This window comes from Tenacibaculum agarivorans, from assembly GCF_001936575.1.
GTDB lineage: Bacteria > Bacteroidota > Bacteroidia > Flavobacteriales > Flavobacteriaceae > Polaribacter > Polaribacter agarivorans.
Genome location: NZ_MSMP01000006.1, coordinates 11,617 through 27,954, shown reverse-complemented (window position 1 = coordinate 27,954; position 16,338 = coordinate 11,617). Strand labels below are relative to the sequence as shown.

Genomic DNA, 16,338 nt, shown 5'->3' with positions numbered 1-16,338 from the left:
TTATAGTATATTGCGATATTGTAAATAAACTAGAAAAATTAATGAAAATTATTGTACCGATGGCTGGTGTAGGTTCTAGACTACGACCACATACACTTACAATTCCAAAGCCTTTAACAGTAATAGCAGGAAAAACTATTGTACAACGATTAGTTGAAGACATTAGTAAAGTGATAGATCAACAAATTGAAGAAATTGCTTTTGTTATTGGTCCGGCTAAAAAAGGATTTCCAAGTGATACTAAAGATAAATTAATTACAATAGCAGAAAAACTAGGGGCTAAAGGTTCTGTATACGTTCAAGAAGAAGCCTTAGGGACTGCTCATGCAATATATTGCGCTAAAGATTCATTAAGTGGTCCATGCGTGGTTGCTTATGCTGATACTTTATTCAAAGCTGATTTTACACTAGATACTAATGCAGATGGAGCCATTTGGGTAAAACAAGTAGAAGATCCAAGCGCTTTTGGTGTTGTAAAATTAGATAATGGATTTATTACTGACTTTGTTGAAAAACCAAAAGAGTTTGTCTCTGATTTGGCAATTATCGGTATTTATTACTTTAAAGATGGTGATAAATTGAAAAGCGAAATTCAATATTTAATTGATAACGATTTAAAAGAAAACAATGAATATCAATTAACAAATGTTCTTGAGTCTTTGAAACAACAAGGAGCCAAATTTATTCCTGGTAAAGTAAATGCTTGGATGGATTGTGGTAAAAAAGATCCTACTGTTGACACTAATAAACAAGTCCTAGATTTTGAACAAACAGATGGCAATAATTTAGTTGCTGAAGATGTAATTTTAGAAAACTCAGAAATTATTCAACCTTGTTATATTGGAAAAAATGTAGTGTTGAAAAATGCTAAAATTGGTCCACATGTTTCGATTGGAGAAAATAGTGTAGTTGAAAATTCAACCATTGCAAATTCTTTAATTCAAACTAATGTAGAAATTAGTAATGCCAATTTTAACAATGCCATGATTGGTAATTTTGCTAAATTTAATGGAAATTTTACTTCAATAAGTATTGGTGATTACACAGAACTTACATAAAATAAAGAATCAAAGTATAGTAAAAAACAAGAAAAGAGCTCTTTTTTATGCCTCTTTTCTTGTTTTCTATATTTTCTCATTACAGTTACAAGCTCAAGATAGTCTTGTTTTAGAATCGAGTATTTCTGAGAAGAAATTGATAGATTTTGAAAAGCATTTTTTTGATGCATTGACTCAAAAAGCAACCTATAAATATCAAAAAGCTATAGATCTTTTAGAGCATTGTAATTCAATACTTCCTAATGAGAAAGCTGTTTTATTTGAGCTATCTAAAAATTATCATTTCTTAAATAAGTATCCTGAAGCTTTAGAATATGCAGAACAAGCTATTCAATTAGACCCACAAAATGTATGGCTTTTAGAACATTTAGTTACCTTATATAAAAAGTCTGCTAAATATGAAAAAGCCATTGAAATACAAGAGGGATTAGGAACACGTTTCCCTAAAAAAAGAAGGCCTTTAGTATTTCTTCATTTACTGAATAATGACAAAAAAGCCGCCAATAAGGTGTTAGATGAATTAACCGAAGCCAAGTTATTGAATCAACGCCTACGTAAATTAAAAAGTGATTTAAGAAAGAAGCCAAGGAATACTGTAGTAAAAGCTACCGAAAATAGTAATTTGAAAGTAGTTTTTGAAAAACAAAAATCATTTCAGAATCTGAGTAATTTATTATTGAAATTAGATAATGAAAATAATTCCGATTTATTGAATTATAGTGAAGAAGGGCTGTCCTTATTTCCTGCGCAACCTTTTGTGTATTTAATGAATGGAAAAGCGTTAAATAAAGCCAATAAATACAAAAAAGCTATTGAATCGTTACAAAATGGTATTGATTTTGTGATTGATGATAGACAAATGGAGAAACGTTTTTATTTAGAGCTAATGAAAGCTTACAAAGCTGTTGGGGACTCCAAAAACGTAAATAAATATCAGAAAAAATTAAATAAAGTATGAGAAAAGTCTTTGGTGCTTTTTTACTATTTTCAATTGCCTTAGTAACATCTTGTAAGTCATCTAAAAATATAGCTTCAGGTAATTCCACTGCATTAACAAAGCTTTCTTCCAGAAAGGTAGTGAAAAAACATACTGCTGCGGATTTTAATGGTAATACGATTGATGCAAAACTTAGAGTAAACTACAAGGATAATAAAGAAAATATTGGGTTTTCAGTAAAAATGAAAATCAAAAAAGATGAAGTAATTTGGCTTAAGGGCACTAAATTAATTACTGTTTTTAAGGCTAAGATTACTCCTGAAAAAGTTAGTTTTTATTCGCCATACAAAAGAAATTATTTTGAAGGTGATTTTTCCATGTTGAAAGAACTCTTAGGTTTTGATGTTAATTTCAATCAACTTCAAAATATGTTACTCGGTCAAGCCGTTCTTAATCTAAAAGAAACAAAGCAGAAAGTTGAAATTTCGGATACAAACTATCAAATGTATCCTAAAAATCAACCTGATTTATTTGATATATTTTACCATATAAATCCTGTTCACTTTAAGCTTGAAAAACAATATTTAATTAATGAAATAAAGGCCCAACGATTAGATATAAACTATGGAAATTACATTACCAAACAAGATCTATTATTTCCTGAGAAAATATCTATACAAGCTAAAGAGAATACTAAATTCACCAAAATTGATATTGGTGTTAGATCTATTACATTTAATAGTGATTTACAAATGCCATTTAAAATTCCATCTGGATATAAAGAAATTAAACTATAGTGAAAAAGCTTTTTTACATACTTATTTTAGGTTTTTTATGTATAGACGCTTCTAGTTATGCACAATCTAGAAGAGTGCTTGAAAAACGACGTAAAAAAATCAACAAGGAGATAAAAAAGATCAACTCATTATTATTTGAGACTAAAAAAGAAAAAAGTAATGCTTTAGATGACTTAAAAGATTTAAGTCAAAAAATTACAGTTAGAGAACTTTTGATTCAAACCATTCAACTTGAGACAGAAGAATTGAATAAAGAAATCAAACAGAATGAAAAAGTTATAGACGCCAATAACATTGAACTTGCTAATTTAAAAGCGGATTACGGAGATATGGTTTATAAATCATATAAGAGTAAATCGCAGCAAAGTAAAACCATGTTCTTACTTTCTTCTAAGAATTTTTTACAAGCATATAAGAGAATAAAATATATTGAGCAGTATAAAGACTTCAGAAAAAAGCAAGCCTTAAAAATTGAAGCTAAAACAAAGGAAATTGAGCGATTGAATGATTCATTAACAAAGAAAAAGAATCAAAAGAAAATTCTGATTAATACTGAACAAACCCAAAAGAAAAGAATTGAAAATGAAAAAGATGAACAAGAATCTTTAGTTACTAAGATCAAACAACAAGAAAATAAGTACAAGCAACAACTCAATAAAAAAATAAGAGAAGAAAAAGCTTTAGCTAAAAAAATAGATAAAATTATACGAGAAGCTATTGCTAAAGCTAATAAAGGTAAAAAAGGAAAAGCCAAAAAAGGAGAACTTTTACTTACTAAAGCTGAAAAGGCATTAAAAGCAAATTTCGAACAAAATAAAGGGAGTTTACCTTGGCCTTTAGATGGTGTAATAACTCGTAAATTCGGCGTTCAACCCCACCCTACATTTAAATCAATAACCATAAATAGTACAGGACTTCACATCCGAGGTAAAGAAGGAGACGATGCAAAAAGTGTCTTTAATGGTAAAGTATTAAGTATAGCCAAGTCTGAAAAAGGGCGAAGAAGTGTTATGGTACAGCATGGAGATTATATTACTACCTACTCTAATCTTAGACAAGTATTTGTAAAAAAAGGACAAACAGTTAAAACCGGTACTGCCTTAGGTAAAATTTTTACTGATAAAATTACTGGTAAAACTGATTTGGTTTTTGTACTTTTCAAAAACACTAACAGATTAAATCCATCTCATTGGATTAGAGCAAACTAATGAACAAAGCTGCAAATTTTATAATTCTTACTACAGCTATTATAGCTGTGTTAGTTATTGGTAAAGGTATCTTAATTCCATTTCTTTTTGCCTTAATTTTTTGGTTCTTTACCAGAGAAGTCAGAAAAGTAATTTATAAAATACCTTTTGCTGAAAAGTTCATTCCTAAATGGTTAAGTAACATTATTGTATTTTCAATAATTATACTTGCTTTTGGTTTTGTTTCTGAAATTATAACCAATAGTATTACTACAGTTACGGAGTCTTATTCTAAATATGAACCTAATATTGAACGAATTATAACGGATTTGGGTAATTATCTGAATGTAGATATTATGACTTCTATAAAATCTGTAGTTGGTGATTTTAATTATGGATCGGTATTAGGAGACGTTGCAAATGGTGTTAGTGGTTTACTTGGAGATACGTTTATGATTATCATTTACGCATTATTTCTATTTTTAGAAGAACGTAGTTTTGTTAAAAAACTATTTATGATTCTTAGTAAAGGATCTAATTATGAAAGTATTCAAATGATGCTTGAGAAAATTGAAGATTCTATTTCAGATTATATTCGACTAAAAACTTATGTAAGTTTGCTCACTGGAATTCTTAGCTATTTTGTGCTCTTTTTTGTTGGTGTAGATAGTGCTCCATTTTGGGCTTTTTTAATCTTTTTATTGAATTATATACCAACCATTGGATCATTAATAGGAACCTTATTCCCTGCTATTTTTAGCTTATTACAGTTTGGTGAATTTACTCCTTTCTTAATCATTGCTGCAGCTGTTGGTGCTATTCAGGTAGTAGTAGGAAATGTTATAGAACCTAGACTATTTGGTAAATCACTAAACTTAAGTCCGTTGGTAACCATTTTAGCCTTATCCGTTTGGGGAAAAATATGGGGAATTACTGGTATGGTACTCTCAGTTCCAATTACTGTAATTATGATTATTGTGTTTTCTCAATTTGAAAAGACGAGAGCTGTAGCTATCATGCTTTCAGAAAATGGTGATATTGATGAAATTCACAATAAAAAACGAAAGAAGAAAAGCATATAACTTTTTCCATACGTGTCTATCTATTGCTGTTTAAAAAGTGACCTTTGAAAGGCTCAGAATGACACTTTTTAAACAGCATTTTGATATTTTTATTACTACTATTTTCCTCCTTTAAGAGTGTCTTGAAGCTTCTTTAATTTATCCCACTTCTCTTCAAAAGCTAACTTAGCTTGTTTTGGCCAAGAATTAGGTTTGTGCATCGAGAAACGAGTTCCAGCATCTTTCAAAATCTCTACAATTTTATCTACAGATGCTTCACTAAGTTTTTCAAAGGTATCTATTCCTTTTTCTGCTAAAACAGATGCTATTTTAGGACCAATACCTTCTATCTTTTTTAAATCATTTCCTTTCTTCTTTATGGTAGCAGTTTTTTTTGTTGTTTTCTTTACTTCTTTCTTTTTAACAACAACCGTACTTAAATCAACTACGCTATTGTCTATACCATAATATGGTGAAGGAACATAATCGTCAGCTGCATTATCATTAAACCATACCTCTCCTTTGCTCAAATATCTAAATTCATAACGTTTTCCATTTTTAAGTTTTAGGCTTGTTACATACACATCACCATCCTTTTTCAATTGATACGCTTTATCTGAAGTTTCCCAATTATTAAAATCTCCTAATAATACTACTTCAGATTCATTAGATACTGCGTGATTTTCTACCGTAAATGTTACTAAGGTATGAGAACCTTTACCTTCTGTTTGTTTTACTAATGCCATTTTTTAGAGTTAAAGTTGTACCCTAAACTTAACATATAAAATTCTTATTTTCAAATGTTTATTAAAATAAAAACGAAAAGGTTTTCCTTAATTTACAAGGTTTATAGCTATCATTTTAAAGAAGAAATAGTGTGAATTTATACACTTATCAAAATACGATATATATGATCGAAAAATTGATAAAAAAAACAAGATATTTTGCTAATTTTTAAATTTTATCTCCCAAGTTATTTGAGTTAAAAACATCAAAATAATTGTTTTATTATCTAAATAATTTTGATCAGAAAGTAAAATAAAGTCCTTTTAAAGGATTTTAATCCAAAAACAAGGCTTTAAGTTCTGTTGCATCTTTAGGCTTCATTCTCCCTCCTAAAATTAAGCTTAATTGCTTTCTACGAAGTGCTCCGTCATAACGCTCCTTTTCTAATTCAGTTTCTGGTTGAATTTTAGGAATTGGCACTGGCTTACCTGTTTCATCAACAGCAACAAATGTATAAATACCTTCGTTTACTTTAGTACGTTCTCCAGATTGACGATCTTCAATCCAAACATCAACAAAAACTTCCATAGATGATGTAAACGCCCTAGACACTTTAGCCTCAACGGTAACTACACTACCTACAGGAACCGACTTAGAGAAAGCGACATGGTTTACAGATGCAGTAACCACTATTCTTCTAGAATGACGTCTAGCAGCGATACTACAAGCTCTATCCATTCTTGCTAATAATTCACCACCAAAAAGATTATCTAAATAATTTGTTTCTCCAGGTAAAACTAAGTCTGTAAGTACGGTTAACGACTCTCTAGGTGTTTTTGTTTCCATCTAAAAAATTTGCCGCAAAGATAGGCAAACCCTTTCAAAGGTGTTTTAATGAGAAGTATAATTATTTCACTAAAATCCAAGCATCAGTCCCAATGTCTTCTCGAACAGCATCAATAACTTCTAGTGCTTCTTCTTTAGATGAATAACTTCCAACAGATACTTGTGTTAAGCCCCATTTATTTTTACCAATAACTTTAGCATCATAACCTTTTTTCTTAAGTTTTGCTATTTTCTTATTGGCATTTTTTTCCAATTGAAAAGCTCCAGCTATAATGAATACTTCTTGAGGAGTTTCTTTAGCAATATTTAAGTTTATTGCAGGTAACTCGTCATCAATTATGAATGTCGCTTTTTGTATCTTCTCTTCTACTAATTTTTGTTCATTAGCAGAACTAAATGCAGTATTTTGATTCACAAATTGATTTACACCAAAAGCACCAACAAGTAAAACTGCCGCTGCTGCTGCATATTTTGTGAAAGCAAATGGTTTTTTAACTACTTCTTTAGTTGAAGTTACTAATTCGTTTTCAACCTCTTGTTCTGGATAAAGTGCAATCACTTCTTGGTTTCTCTCAATAATTGATGAAGCAACTGGAGAAAGCCCGAAAGAACTTGTTAAAAAATTAGTGCTTGTTTTAGGTTCAAAAGTAATCTGCTTTTCTTCATTTAAAGCTAATGTACCAACTTCTTCAAGTACTATACTTTCAGAATTTAATGTTGCTTTCCAATCAGAAACAGTATTCACTATTTGTTGAACCGCTTCTTCAAATGAAATTTTTAAAGCAGAAGCTATTTCATTAGCTAATAAACCATCGTTATGAGTAAGTTGTGCATTAAAAGAAATTTGCTTGCTAGGTGGATAAAAAGTACCGTCTATCAACTGTGTATGTGTAGTGTTAGTTACAAAACCACCAAAGTTTGGCACAATAACACAATCATATCTATATAATAATTCCTTTATGTAGCTGCTTAACATCATAAATACAAAATTACATTTTTTGTTGGTTTAAAAAAACTATATTTACCATCTCTAAAGGATTTATCCTTTAAATTGCTCATCTTAAGAAAGAAAAAAATTATGCTAGAAAAAGAATTATTAGCCGTACTTCGTTTACAGGCTACACCTAAAATTGGCGATATAACTGCCAAAAAATTAATCAGACATTTTGGTACTGCTTCTCAAATTTTTAAAGAGAAAAAATCTACACTTCAAAAACTAGATGGTGTTGGTGATTTGATTATTAAAGAACTACTAAATCCATTGTATCTGAAACACGCTGAAAAAGAATTAGAATATATATTTAAAAACAATGTTCAATATTCTTATTTCTTAGATGTAAACTATCCTAAAAAGCTTCAACATTGTATTGATGCTCCTATTCTTATTTTTTATGATGGAAAGTTAGATTGGAATACTGAAAAAATAATTTCTATTGTTGGTACAAGAAACATGACAAATTATGGTCGTGATTTCTGTACTCAATTTATTTCCGAAATTGCAGAACATGATCCACTTATTATTAGTGGTTTTGCCTATGGGGTAGATATTTGCGCACATAAAGCTGCTATAGAAAATAATTTGCAAACCATTGGAGTGTTTGCCAATGGTTTAGATCAATTGTATCCTAAACGGCATAAAAAACACGTTGCTGATGTGCTTAATAATGGCGGATTGATCTCTGAATTTTGGCACAACGAAAAACCTATGCGAGAAAATTTTTTAAAACGGAATAGGATAGTAGCAGGTATGTCAAAAGCAACTATTATTGTTGAATCTGCTGAAAAAGGAGGAGCACTGGTCACTGCCGATATTGCTAACTCTTATCATAGAGATGTGTTTGCATTACCAGGTAAAGTAACAGACTATTATAGTAAAGGTTGCAATAATTTAATTAAAAACAACCAAGCACATTTGCTTACCTCTGCTCATGATGTTATAAAAATGCTGAATTGGGATATAGAAGAGAAAAAAACGGTAAAACAAACTGCTCTTTTCATAGATTTGGATGAAAAAGAACAAAAAATATATGATTATTTACTTGCCAACGGACAACAATTATTAGATGTTATTGCCATTGATTGTGATTTGCCTGTATATCAATTATCCTCAATTCTAATTCAAATGGAATTGAAAGGAGTTGTAAAACCAAAACCAGGAAAAATGTTTGAGGTATAGTTTAAAAGATTATTTTTGAAAAAACGCCCACCTACATGGAACACTCACAAGAAAAATTAATGTCTAAAAAAAAACCTGCTTTTCCTATTAATCATTTTTTGAATGATTATCTAACGGAACATAGTAGGAATATTAAGATCCCAATTTTTTATGAGGACTTGCTCCGTTTTCAAGGTGCAGTAACTGTCTACGATAAAAATGATGAAGATACATTATGGATCCGTGTGTACTTTTCTGAATATGATAGACAAGAAATTGACTTAAGTCTGAAAAAAGTATATAATATTTTGCACTCTAATGGAAATGAAGACAATATCAAATTTCTCAATGTAGATGCTATCGACTATTGTACGTTTGGAAATTCAAAGCCATTTCGTGTAAAAGTTAGAAACATTTTAAATGATAACTATACTTATTTTTATGTAAAAAAAACAGATGCTTCACGTGTATATGGTTTAGAATTAGAACATATTTTATCTCCTTACAACTTAAACTTCTTAGTGTATAAAGACACTCTTATTGAAGAACACATTTCGGGTATTCCTGGAGATACTTTCATTAAAGAAATATTACCGAATTGTTCTGAACCAGAAAAATCTCAAATTGCCAAAGAGTTTGTAAAATTCAATGAGCGTTGTATGATTCGTTTGCTAGGGGATATGCGATCTTATAATTATGTAATAGTGCCTACACACGACTTTGACCATGTAGTATATAAAATTAGAGCTATAGATTTTGATCAACAATGTTTTGAAGGAAAGTTTAAAGTGTATTATCCACAGTTTTTTAAAGAGAACTATCCAATGGTAAAACTAGTAGGAGATAAGCTTCAAGAAAATTCTATTGAGCAATACAAATTAGAGGAACGATCTATAGTTGCTAAACGCATTTTATCTTCAGAAGACAGAATTAATGAACTGGTGTTTTGCATGAAAAATGATGAAGTTTCTACTGACGAAAATATTGAACAACTAAAAATGCAGATCTATGAATTTACTAAAGATATTTCTTTTAAAAGAAGTAAAAACATGGGAGAAGTATTAGAAAATGCTTTAGATTTTGTTCGTAGAAATTATGAAGATATGACCACACGTTAAGACGATCACTATTTCTCTATAATTTCTAATAAAATATCACTCCCAGAATAGGTGTCGTCTAATTCTTTCCAATGCCTTATTCTTGGTAACATCATTTCATCTATAATGCATTTTTCCTCGAAAACTAGGCGCTCTCCTTTGTTAGGGGTTTCAGGGAAAATCATTTCTACTCCTAAAATTCTGTCATTTTCTTTTGAGAAAAATATATTCCAGTATTTTGAAAATAAGGGTTCATTGAGGGTTACAGAAATTTTATAACAATCTTCTTTATTAAAAAAAGTTGTAGTTACTGAGTTTATTTCACTTATTTCTGCTGGTAAAGACATCGGTAACCCCAATAATACATGATAAAATCGTTGATACCTTTTATTTCTTCTAGGTTCTAATCGGTATTTTTTGATTAAAGTAGTATCTGTTTCTATCTTTCCATTCAAAAAAGTTTTTGCAGTATCATTAGTGACTATATGCTTAGAAATAAACTCGTCTCGATTTCTTTTTAATTCAAAAGACTTGTCTTTATTATTCATTTTAATGATAGAATATCGCACCGGATTTCCTATTCGAGGCTCTTGAACACGAATAGCAAAATTTGACGCGTTCCATTTATGTTTAGGATCATGAACTTTAATACTTTTTTCTAATATCTCTGCTCCCGTAGGAATACTTTCTTTAGTGGTGCAATTCCAAAAACAAAGTATTAAAATTGATAGAATATATTTCATAGTTTGTTTACGATTTACTTGAGTTTTCAAGTAAAAGAAAATCAACAATACTACTTGTTAATCAGAAGTTAAAGTTTATATATTCCAAAGTTTTAATATGAAAAAAGAGACTATTTAAAAGATAAATCCTTTTTAAATAGTCTCTTTTCTTTTTAATTTTTGTAGATCAATCCAGCAGAAAATCCACTTTCATTACCAAAATTTCTTCCATCAAGATTCATCGCATAACCAACACTTACACCTATCTTTTGCTTATAAATAGGTGCATAAACATCCAAATATAAATTTGTATAATCTACTTGTGTTTGCGATAGTGCAGCAGGACCACCATTAGCAACAAATTCTGGGGTACCTATATCGTAGCCAGAAACAGAATCTTGTACACCAATCTTCGCGTGAGTATAAATCCATTCGTTGTAATAGCCTAATTTAAAACTGTATAATACTGCATTTGGAATATCAAAATCACTATTCGTTCGAATACTATAGCCAGTTTCTAACTCTGTAAATAAATTAAAATTAGTAGTGTACTGAGCTATAAACATATTGTCAAAAGAAGTTGCTCTATTTCCAATTGTTAAAATAGCATTTCCAACATATTGATTGGTAGGAAAATCAATTCCTGTAGCACCTCCTAATGTAATATTAGAACCGTTGGAGAAGTCTTTTTTAAATACTCTGGCTTTTACATATAAACCTAGGTTTTGCACACCATTTTGTTGGCTTTCTTGGTGTACAGGATCTGGAGTGTTATTTGCATTTTGAATATCTATATATGGAAGTGATAAAGAGGCTGAAAGCCAATTGTTAATTCCATATTCTGAATACAGACCAAAAATAGAGGAGGTGATTTCACCCATATTGGCTGGTGTAGTTTCCGTTAATGTTGTTCCTCGATAAAATTTATCATACCCTTTATAAGTAAAACTTGTAGCCACAGTTAAACTGTTTTTTTTAGGATAAAAGCCACTTACTGGAGTTTGAGAAAATGTGTAGATTGAAAAGCATAGGCATAGCCATAACACTGGGATAGGTGCTTTAGTTTTAAACATGAATTTAGATTTTAATAATAGGTTAATTAAATATGTAATTCATAGTTCTTCTAAGCAGTTCAAAAGTATTATTTTTTTCTGAACACTTCTAAAATAATTGTAATTAAAATTAGGCTTCCTCCTAAAAAAGTATTCCATGTTGGCATTTCATGTAAAAAAATAAATGCCAAAATAATTCCAAAAATAGGCTGTACACTACTGATAATACTTGTTGTAGATGCAGAAAAAAACTGTAGTGAATATACCATTAAACTATGGCCAATAGCTGTGGTTAAAAAAGCCAATAATAATAAAAAAGGTAATTGACTTTGTACTCCAGAAATATCCATAAAAAATAGTGTAGGGAAGAGGCAAATAGAAATGATGACTGTTTGATAAAACATTAAAACCACACCATTATATTGATTTACATAACGTTTTAAAATTAAAATTCTAATCGCATAGCATAATGCTGATACTAAACCAAATAAAATACCTATTGTAGTTGTACTCTCAAAAGTAAATTCAGGGGATAGGATATACAAACCTAGTAAAACTAAAATTCCAAAAATTATATAAATAGGGTCGAATTTCACTTTCAGAAAAAAAGGTTCTAAAAATGCAATTAGCACAGGAAATGTGTATAAGGATAGCATTCCTATAGCTACATTAGAAAGCTTGAGTGCATAGAAATACGTCACCCAATGAACCCCCATAAAAACACCACTTACTAAAAAGGGTAAAAAGTGATCTTTTGATTTTAAGGATAATGGTTCTTTCTTCAGTTTCAAAAACACAAATAAAATTATCATAGCAAAAGCTGCTCTGAAAAAAATAATAACTTCAGAAGGCATGGCTATATACCTTCCTAGAACTCCAGAAGTACTGATAAAAAAAGTAGCTAATAGTAAACCTAAGAGGTTTTTTAAGTAATTGTTACCCATTATTTCCTTGCTTTTGTAAAAAGTTCTAAAACTATACAATCTAAAAATTATGACTTTTATATTTCTCTAGTTTTTTTATTAATCTTCTGTAATTAATATTCAAAATCCTGTTTTTGTAAGTTTAAAAAACTCGATTATAGTGTTTTGTCTAGTTTATGTCTATTTTTTTTACTCAGTAATAAAGCGGGCTAACGCCAGAAAACCCCTAATTTACAACAGAACAAAACAAACCCAAAAAAACCAAATAAACATTATGAAAACCTCATTTTTATCCTGCTCATTTAGTCCGTGAAATTTTCTTTTCCTTTTTAAATAACAAAGTAACAATTTCATTTTCATACGTCTTTATCAAGAAAAGTATTATATCTTTTTTTTAGTGAGAATTAACTAAATCTTCTAGATGATTTTTTCTCATATAATTATCCTATAACTTTTGATGGTAATTTCTTAGACGTACACGTAAATTTTATGCTGATCCCTACTCTGTTCATTACCCTAACAGTGTTTCTTTACAGGTATTTCTTATCCTAGGTTTTTTGATATATCTATATAGAAACTAATGAACTAGAGAAAACAAAGGCTGGTAAACACACCAGCGCTTTGATGACTTTTTACACCCCTATTTTAAACAATAACCAAAAGAATTAAAAATGAAAAACAAACACACCCTATTATTCTTTATTCTAAGTATTTTAATTATTCCTCAAATCTTTTCGCAAGTCAATGTAGATGTGAATGTGAATATAAAACACTCTGTAGGAGGCGTTTCAGATTTTGGTAGAGACCGCCACATTGTTACACATTCTAATTTATATGAAGGAGATTGGGATGGAGAATTTGATAAATTAAAATATTTAGTCGATGATTTAGACGTTTACTTTGGACGCGACAATGGTCTATCATCCTTTTTATTCAATTATTCTCCTGCAGATCCTGATAGACCTAATAAACATGATACAGATAGTTTAACTGTACTGTTAGATTTTTGGAAAGGATGGCATCACGACAGATTAATTTCTGAAAACAGAGTCCAATTCAAAGACAAAATTCAAAGTATGGTCATGGGTACAAATCCACACCCTGTATATCCTACATTATCTTACTGGTATCCTAGTGGTTCAGAGTGGGGAAGAGCTAATGGACAAACATGGATTTCTCAAGATATTGAAACTTCTGCAGAATGGGTAGTTCAATATATGGATGAATTTTTCTCTACAGGCCCTGGAGATCAAGGACAACCTATGCCTAAATATTGGGAAGTAATAAATGAACCTGATTTTAAACTAAATACTGGTCAATTTATGATGTCTTCTTGGGAAGATATCTGGGAATATCACAATTTAGTTGCGCAAGGCGTAAAACAAAAATTAGGTAGCAGGGCACCCAAAATAGGCGGTATGACTTGGGGCTCGCATGATTTATTCAATTCGGATCAATTTTCAAGATTCCAAACCGCTGATTATGTCAATAATTTTTATGGAAATACACCTGGAGATGAAATTGCGAAGGCTTATGCAAGAAGTCAGGTAGAATCTCCTTACTTAGGACAAAATTTTCCTTGGTTTCAATGGGAAGTCATATGGAAAGGATTTATTGACGCCGCAGGTGCTAATATGGACTATTATTCTGTTCATTTATATGATTGGCCATCTTACGACGCTAACGGTGGTGTTACCCGTGCTGGAAGTCATGTTGAAGCTACTTTAGACATGTTAGAAACTTATGATATTAACAAATTTGGAACTCGTAAACCTATAATTATATCGGAATATGGAGGGGTTAATAATGCTTGGGATTTTAAACCTCATGATAACAGGTATGATTGGGAAATTATGAAACCATTTAGCTCTATGTTAATGCAATTTTTAGAAAGACCTGATTATATAGAATTGTCTATGCCTTTTACACCTACTAAAGCCCAATGGGGTGATACAGATGAAAATGGAGACGGAATACCAGAATATTTCTATCAGTATAAATTGTTAAGAGATGATGATAGGGATGGAAATTGGGAATGGAGCGATTATATTAAATGGTTCGAATTATGGTCTGAAGTAAAAGGAACTCGTATAGATACTAAATCTTCTGATCCTGATATTCAAGTAGATTGTTATATTGATGGAAATCATGCATATTTAATTTTAAATAACCTTGAACCTGTTGCAAAAAGTATCAATTTAAATTTCTTCGGAAATACTCCTGGGTTACAAAATGTATCTTCTAAACATTTGTATTTATCCGGTGTTCGAAATATTAAATTGGATACTTCAAATTTAGGAAGTTCAGCTCCTAGTAATGTGCAGTTAGCTGCAGACGGTACCATGGTTGTAAAGTATACCTACGCTAACAATGTAACAATTAACGAAACTTCTATCGAAAGAAAATTCTATGGACCTAACCTTAGCGCCAATCAGAGAGTTCCTATTCAAGCTGGAGATAATACTTTCCAAATCAATGGCGTTAGAGTCCCACCAAATACTAATCAAGCTGAAGCAATGTTAAGAGTTACAGCTAATCTTTTTAATGATGATGATGATAAAGAGGGTGGTTTTTTAACTATTAATAAGCTAACTGTTAATGGTACAGAAGTGGAAACACCTATCGATTGGCGAGGAGGGAATCAATTGCGAAGTAGATGGTTTGGTACTTTAGAAATACCTGTCCCTGCTAATTTATTGCAAACCAATAATACTGTTGTTATTGATTTTAAACATGTAGGAGAGGTATGTTATGTGAATTTAGCTACATGGGAATTTAGTACTGTGCCAGGAAGAACAGATGGAGGAGATACTGATCCTATAGTTCCTGTAACAGGAATAGACCTAAGCCCAACAAGTGGAAACTTAAACATAGGACAAACTCTAAACCTAAATGAAACGATTTCACCATCTAATGCTACAAATAAAACCGTAAGTTGGAATTCTAGTAACCCAACTGTTGCCTCTGTTGACGCCAATGGTGTAGTTACTGGTATTGCTCAGGGAAATACAACAATAACGGTAACTACTCAAGATGGTAGTTTCTCTGCTAATTCGTCAATCACCGTAAATAGTAATAACGGCCCTAATGAAATTATTACTATACAAGCAGAAGATTTTACTGCAACTGGTGGTACTTTTAATGATGCTTTTGCTGGAGGACCTGGACTTGGTGTCAACAGAACTGCTACAACTATTAACTATGTGAATAATGGTGATTATGCTGATTACTCAGTTACTATTCCTGAAGATGGAACGTATGAAATTGTCTACTATATTTCTTCTCCAAATACGGGAACAACCATTGCTTTTGGATCTCCAAATACTGTCTTTAATACTACCAATGTGCCTAACAACGGTTCTTGGGATGATTATCAGCCTTTAACAGCTTCACAAACTGTTGATTTTACTGCAGGAAATCATACCATAAGACTAACTGCAGCGCCACAAACTTGGACTTGGAATTTAGATAAGTTCACCTTACAAAAAGTCCAAACTGTAGTATCCAGAAGTACTATTGTAAAAGATGAAAACCCAATTCAAAAATTAGAGGTAGTTGTATATCCTAATCCATCAGACGGAGTCTTTACTGTTCTAGGATTAGATAATGGAAAACAGTCATTTAAAATTGTTAATGCATTAGGCATAACAGTTAAAGAAATAGATACTTCAGTTCAAGGACATAAAGCGAATTTAAACTTACAATCGTTAAGTGCTGGAATCTATTTTATTGCTACAAAAGACTTTGTAAAACAAATTATTATAAAATAAGCGAATA

14 protein-coding genes are annotated in these 16,338 nt (G+C 30.8%); 8 read left to right on the top strand and 6 right to left on the bottom strand.

Annotated features, from left to right (window positions below; genetic code table 11):
* The first annotated feature begins 41 nt into the window (after nt 1–41).
* From BVC87_RS05900 to BVC87_RS05880, 5 genes are read left to right on the top strand one after another with little or no spacing between them, the layout of a single operon-like run.
* Entirely contained in the window at nt 42–1,058 is a 1,017-nt protein-coding gene (locus tag BVC87_RS05900; protein WP_075341434.1) for a sugar phosphate nucleotidyltransferase, read from the top strand.
* A complete protein-coding gene (locus BVC87_RS05895; RefSeq protein WP_159439325.1) occupies nt 1,036–2,016 on the top strand; it encodes a tetratricopeptide repeat protein in 981 nt (326 codons plus the stop codon). The genes BVC87_RS05900 and BVC87_RS05895 overlap by 23 nt, the downstream gene beginning before the upstream one ends.
* A complete protein-coding gene (locus BVC87_RS05890) occupies nt 2,013–2,792 on the top strand; it encodes a DUF4292 domain-containing protein (RefSeq protein ID WP_075341433.1) in 780 nt (259 codons plus the stop codon). The genes BVC87_RS05895 and BVC87_RS05890 overlap by 4 nt, the downstream gene beginning before the upstream one ends.
* On the top strand, nt 2,792–4,000 hold the full coding sequence (locus BVC87_RS05885; RefSeq protein WP_234974642.1) for a murein hydrolase activator EnvC family protein: 1,209 nt from the start codon (nt 2,792–2,794) through the stop codon (nt 3,998–4,000). Before BVC87_RS05890 ends, BVC87_RS05885 begins: the two co-directional genes overlap by 1 nt.
* Entirely contained in the window at nt 4,000–5,061 is a 1,062-nt protein-coding gene (locus BVC87_RS05880) for an AI-2E family transporter (RefSeq protein WP_075341432.1), read from the top strand. The genes BVC87_RS05885 and BVC87_RS05880 overlap by 1 nt, the downstream gene beginning before the upstream one ends.
* 98 nt (nt 5,062–5,159) lie before the next feature.
* On the opposite strand, the gene BVC87_RS23165 is transcribed toward BVC87_RS05880, so the two are convergent.
* The 3 genes from BVC87_RS23165 to BVC87_RS05865 form a co-directional block, all read right to left on the bottom strand.
* Nucleotides 5,160–5,786, bottom strand: a complete 627-nt coding sequence (locus tag BVC87_RS23165) for a helix-hairpin-helix domain-containing protein (RefSeq protein ID WP_075341431.1) — start codon at nt 5,784–5,786, stop codon at nt 5,160–5,162.
* Between the two features lie 313 nt (nt 5,787–6,099).
* Nucleotides 6,100–6,612 carry an acyl-CoA thioesterase gene (locus tag BVC87_RS05870; RefSeq protein ID WP_075341430.1) on the bottom strand — a complete coding sequence of 171 codons (513 nt, stop codon included), beginning with the start codon at nt 6,610–6,612 and terminating at the stop codon, nt 6,100–6,102.
* Nucleotides 6,613–6,673: 61 nt separating this feature from the next.
* On the bottom strand, nt 6,674–7,591 hold the full coding sequence (locus BVC87_RS05865; protein ID WP_075341429.1) for an HU domain-containing protein: 918 nt from the start codon (nt 7,589–7,591) through the stop codon (nt 6,674–6,676).
* Between the two features lie 99 nt (nt 7,592–7,690).
* Between BVC87_RS05865 and dprA the strand changes: the two genes are divergently transcribed.
* Nucleotides 7,691–8,788, top strand: coding sequence for a DNA-processing protein DprA (dprA, locus tag BVC87_RS05860; protein ID WP_200799166.1), 1,098 nt, complete (start codon nt 7,691–7,693; stop codon nt 8,786–8,788).
* A gap of 35 nt (nt 8,789–8,823) precedes the next feature.
* The gene (locus tag BVC87_RS05855) at nt 8,824–9,885 is read left to right on the top strand and encodes a hypothetical protein (protein WP_075341428.1); all 1,062 of its coding nucleotides are present in this window, start codon (nt 8,824–8,826) and stop codon (nt 9,883–9,885) included.
* An 8-nt stretch (nt 9,886–9,893) separates the two neighbouring features.
* Here the strand turns inward: BVC87_RS05855 and BVC87_RS05850 are convergent, their stop codons facing one another.
* From BVC87_RS05850 to BVC87_RS05840, 3 genes are all read right to left on the bottom strand, one after another.
* Nucleotides 9,894–10,607, bottom strand: coding sequence for a DUF6503 family protein (locus BVC87_RS05850; RefSeq protein ID WP_143569725.1), 714 nt, complete (start codon nt 10,605–10,607; stop codon nt 9,894–9,896).
* A 152-nt stretch (nt 10,608–10,759) separates the two neighbouring features.
* On the bottom strand, nt 10,760–11,659 hold the full coding sequence (locus BVC87_RS05845) for a hypothetical protein (protein ID WP_075341426.1): 900 nt from the start codon (nt 11,657–11,659) through the stop codon (nt 10,760–10,762).
* 68 nt (nt 11,660–11,727) lie between these two features.
* On the bottom strand, nt 11,728–12,582 hold the full coding sequence (locus BVC87_RS05840; protein ID WP_075341425.1) for a DMT family transporter: 855 nt from the start codon (nt 12,580–12,582) through the stop codon (nt 11,728–11,730).
* A gap of 650 nt (nt 12,583–13,232) precedes the next feature.
* On the opposite strand from BVC87_RS05840, the gene BVC87_RS05835 reads away from it, so the two are divergent.
* Nucleotides 13,233–16,331 carry an Ig-like domain-containing protein gene (locus BVC87_RS05835; protein WP_075341424.1) on the top strand — a complete coding sequence of 1,033 codons (3,099 nt, stop codon included), beginning with the start codon at nt 13,233–13,235 and terminating at the stop codon, nt 16,329–16,331.
* The last annotated feature ends 7 nt before the right edge of the window (nt 16,332–16,338 follow it).

Coding starts and splice junctions, on each gene's coding strand:
- BVC87_RS05900 (WP_075341434.1), top strand. CDS start 42: ATGAAAATTATTGTACCGATGGCTGGTGTAGGTTCTAGACTACGACCA.
- BVC87_RS05890 (WP_075341433.1), top strand. CDS start 2,013: ATGAGAAAAGTCTTTGGTGCTTTTTTACTATTTTCAATTGCCTTAGTA.
- BVC87_RS05880 (WP_075341432.1), top strand. CDS start 4,000: ATGAACAAAGCTGCAAATTTTATAATTCTTACTACAGCTATTATAGCT.
- BVC87_RS23165 (WP_075341431.1), bottom strand. CDS start 5,786: ATGGCATTAGTAAAACAAACAGAAGGTAAAGGTTCTCATACCTTAGTA.
- BVC87_RS05870 (WP_075341430.1), bottom strand. CDS start 6,612: ATGGAAACAAAAACACCTAGAGAGTCGTTAACCGTACTTACAGACTTA.
- BVC87_RS05865 (WP_075341429.1), bottom strand. CDS start 7,591: ATGATGTTAAGCAGCTACATAAAGGAATTATTATATAGATATGATTGT.
- dprA (WP_200799166.1), top strand. CDS start 7,691: ATGCTAGAAAAAGAATTATTAGCCGTACTTCGTTTACAGGCTACACCT.
- BVC87_RS05855 (WP_075341428.1), top strand. CDS start 8,824: ATGGAACACTCACAAGAAAAATTAATGTCTAAAAAAAAACCTGCTTTT.
- BVC87_RS05850 (WP_143569725.1), bottom strand. CDS start 10,607: ATGAAATATATTCTATCAATTTTAATACTTTGTTTTTGGAATTGCACC.
- BVC87_RS05845 (WP_075341426.1), bottom strand. CDS start 11,659: ATGTTTAAAACTAAAGCACCTATCCCAGTGTTATGGCTATGCCTATGC.
- BVC87_RS05840 (WP_075341425.1), bottom strand. CDS start 12,582: ATGGGTAACAATTACTTAAAAAACCTCTTAGGTTTACTATTAGCTACT.
- BVC87_RS05835 (WP_075341424.1), top strand. CDS start 13,233: ATGAAAAACAAACACACCCTATTATTCTTTATTCTAAGTATTTTAATT.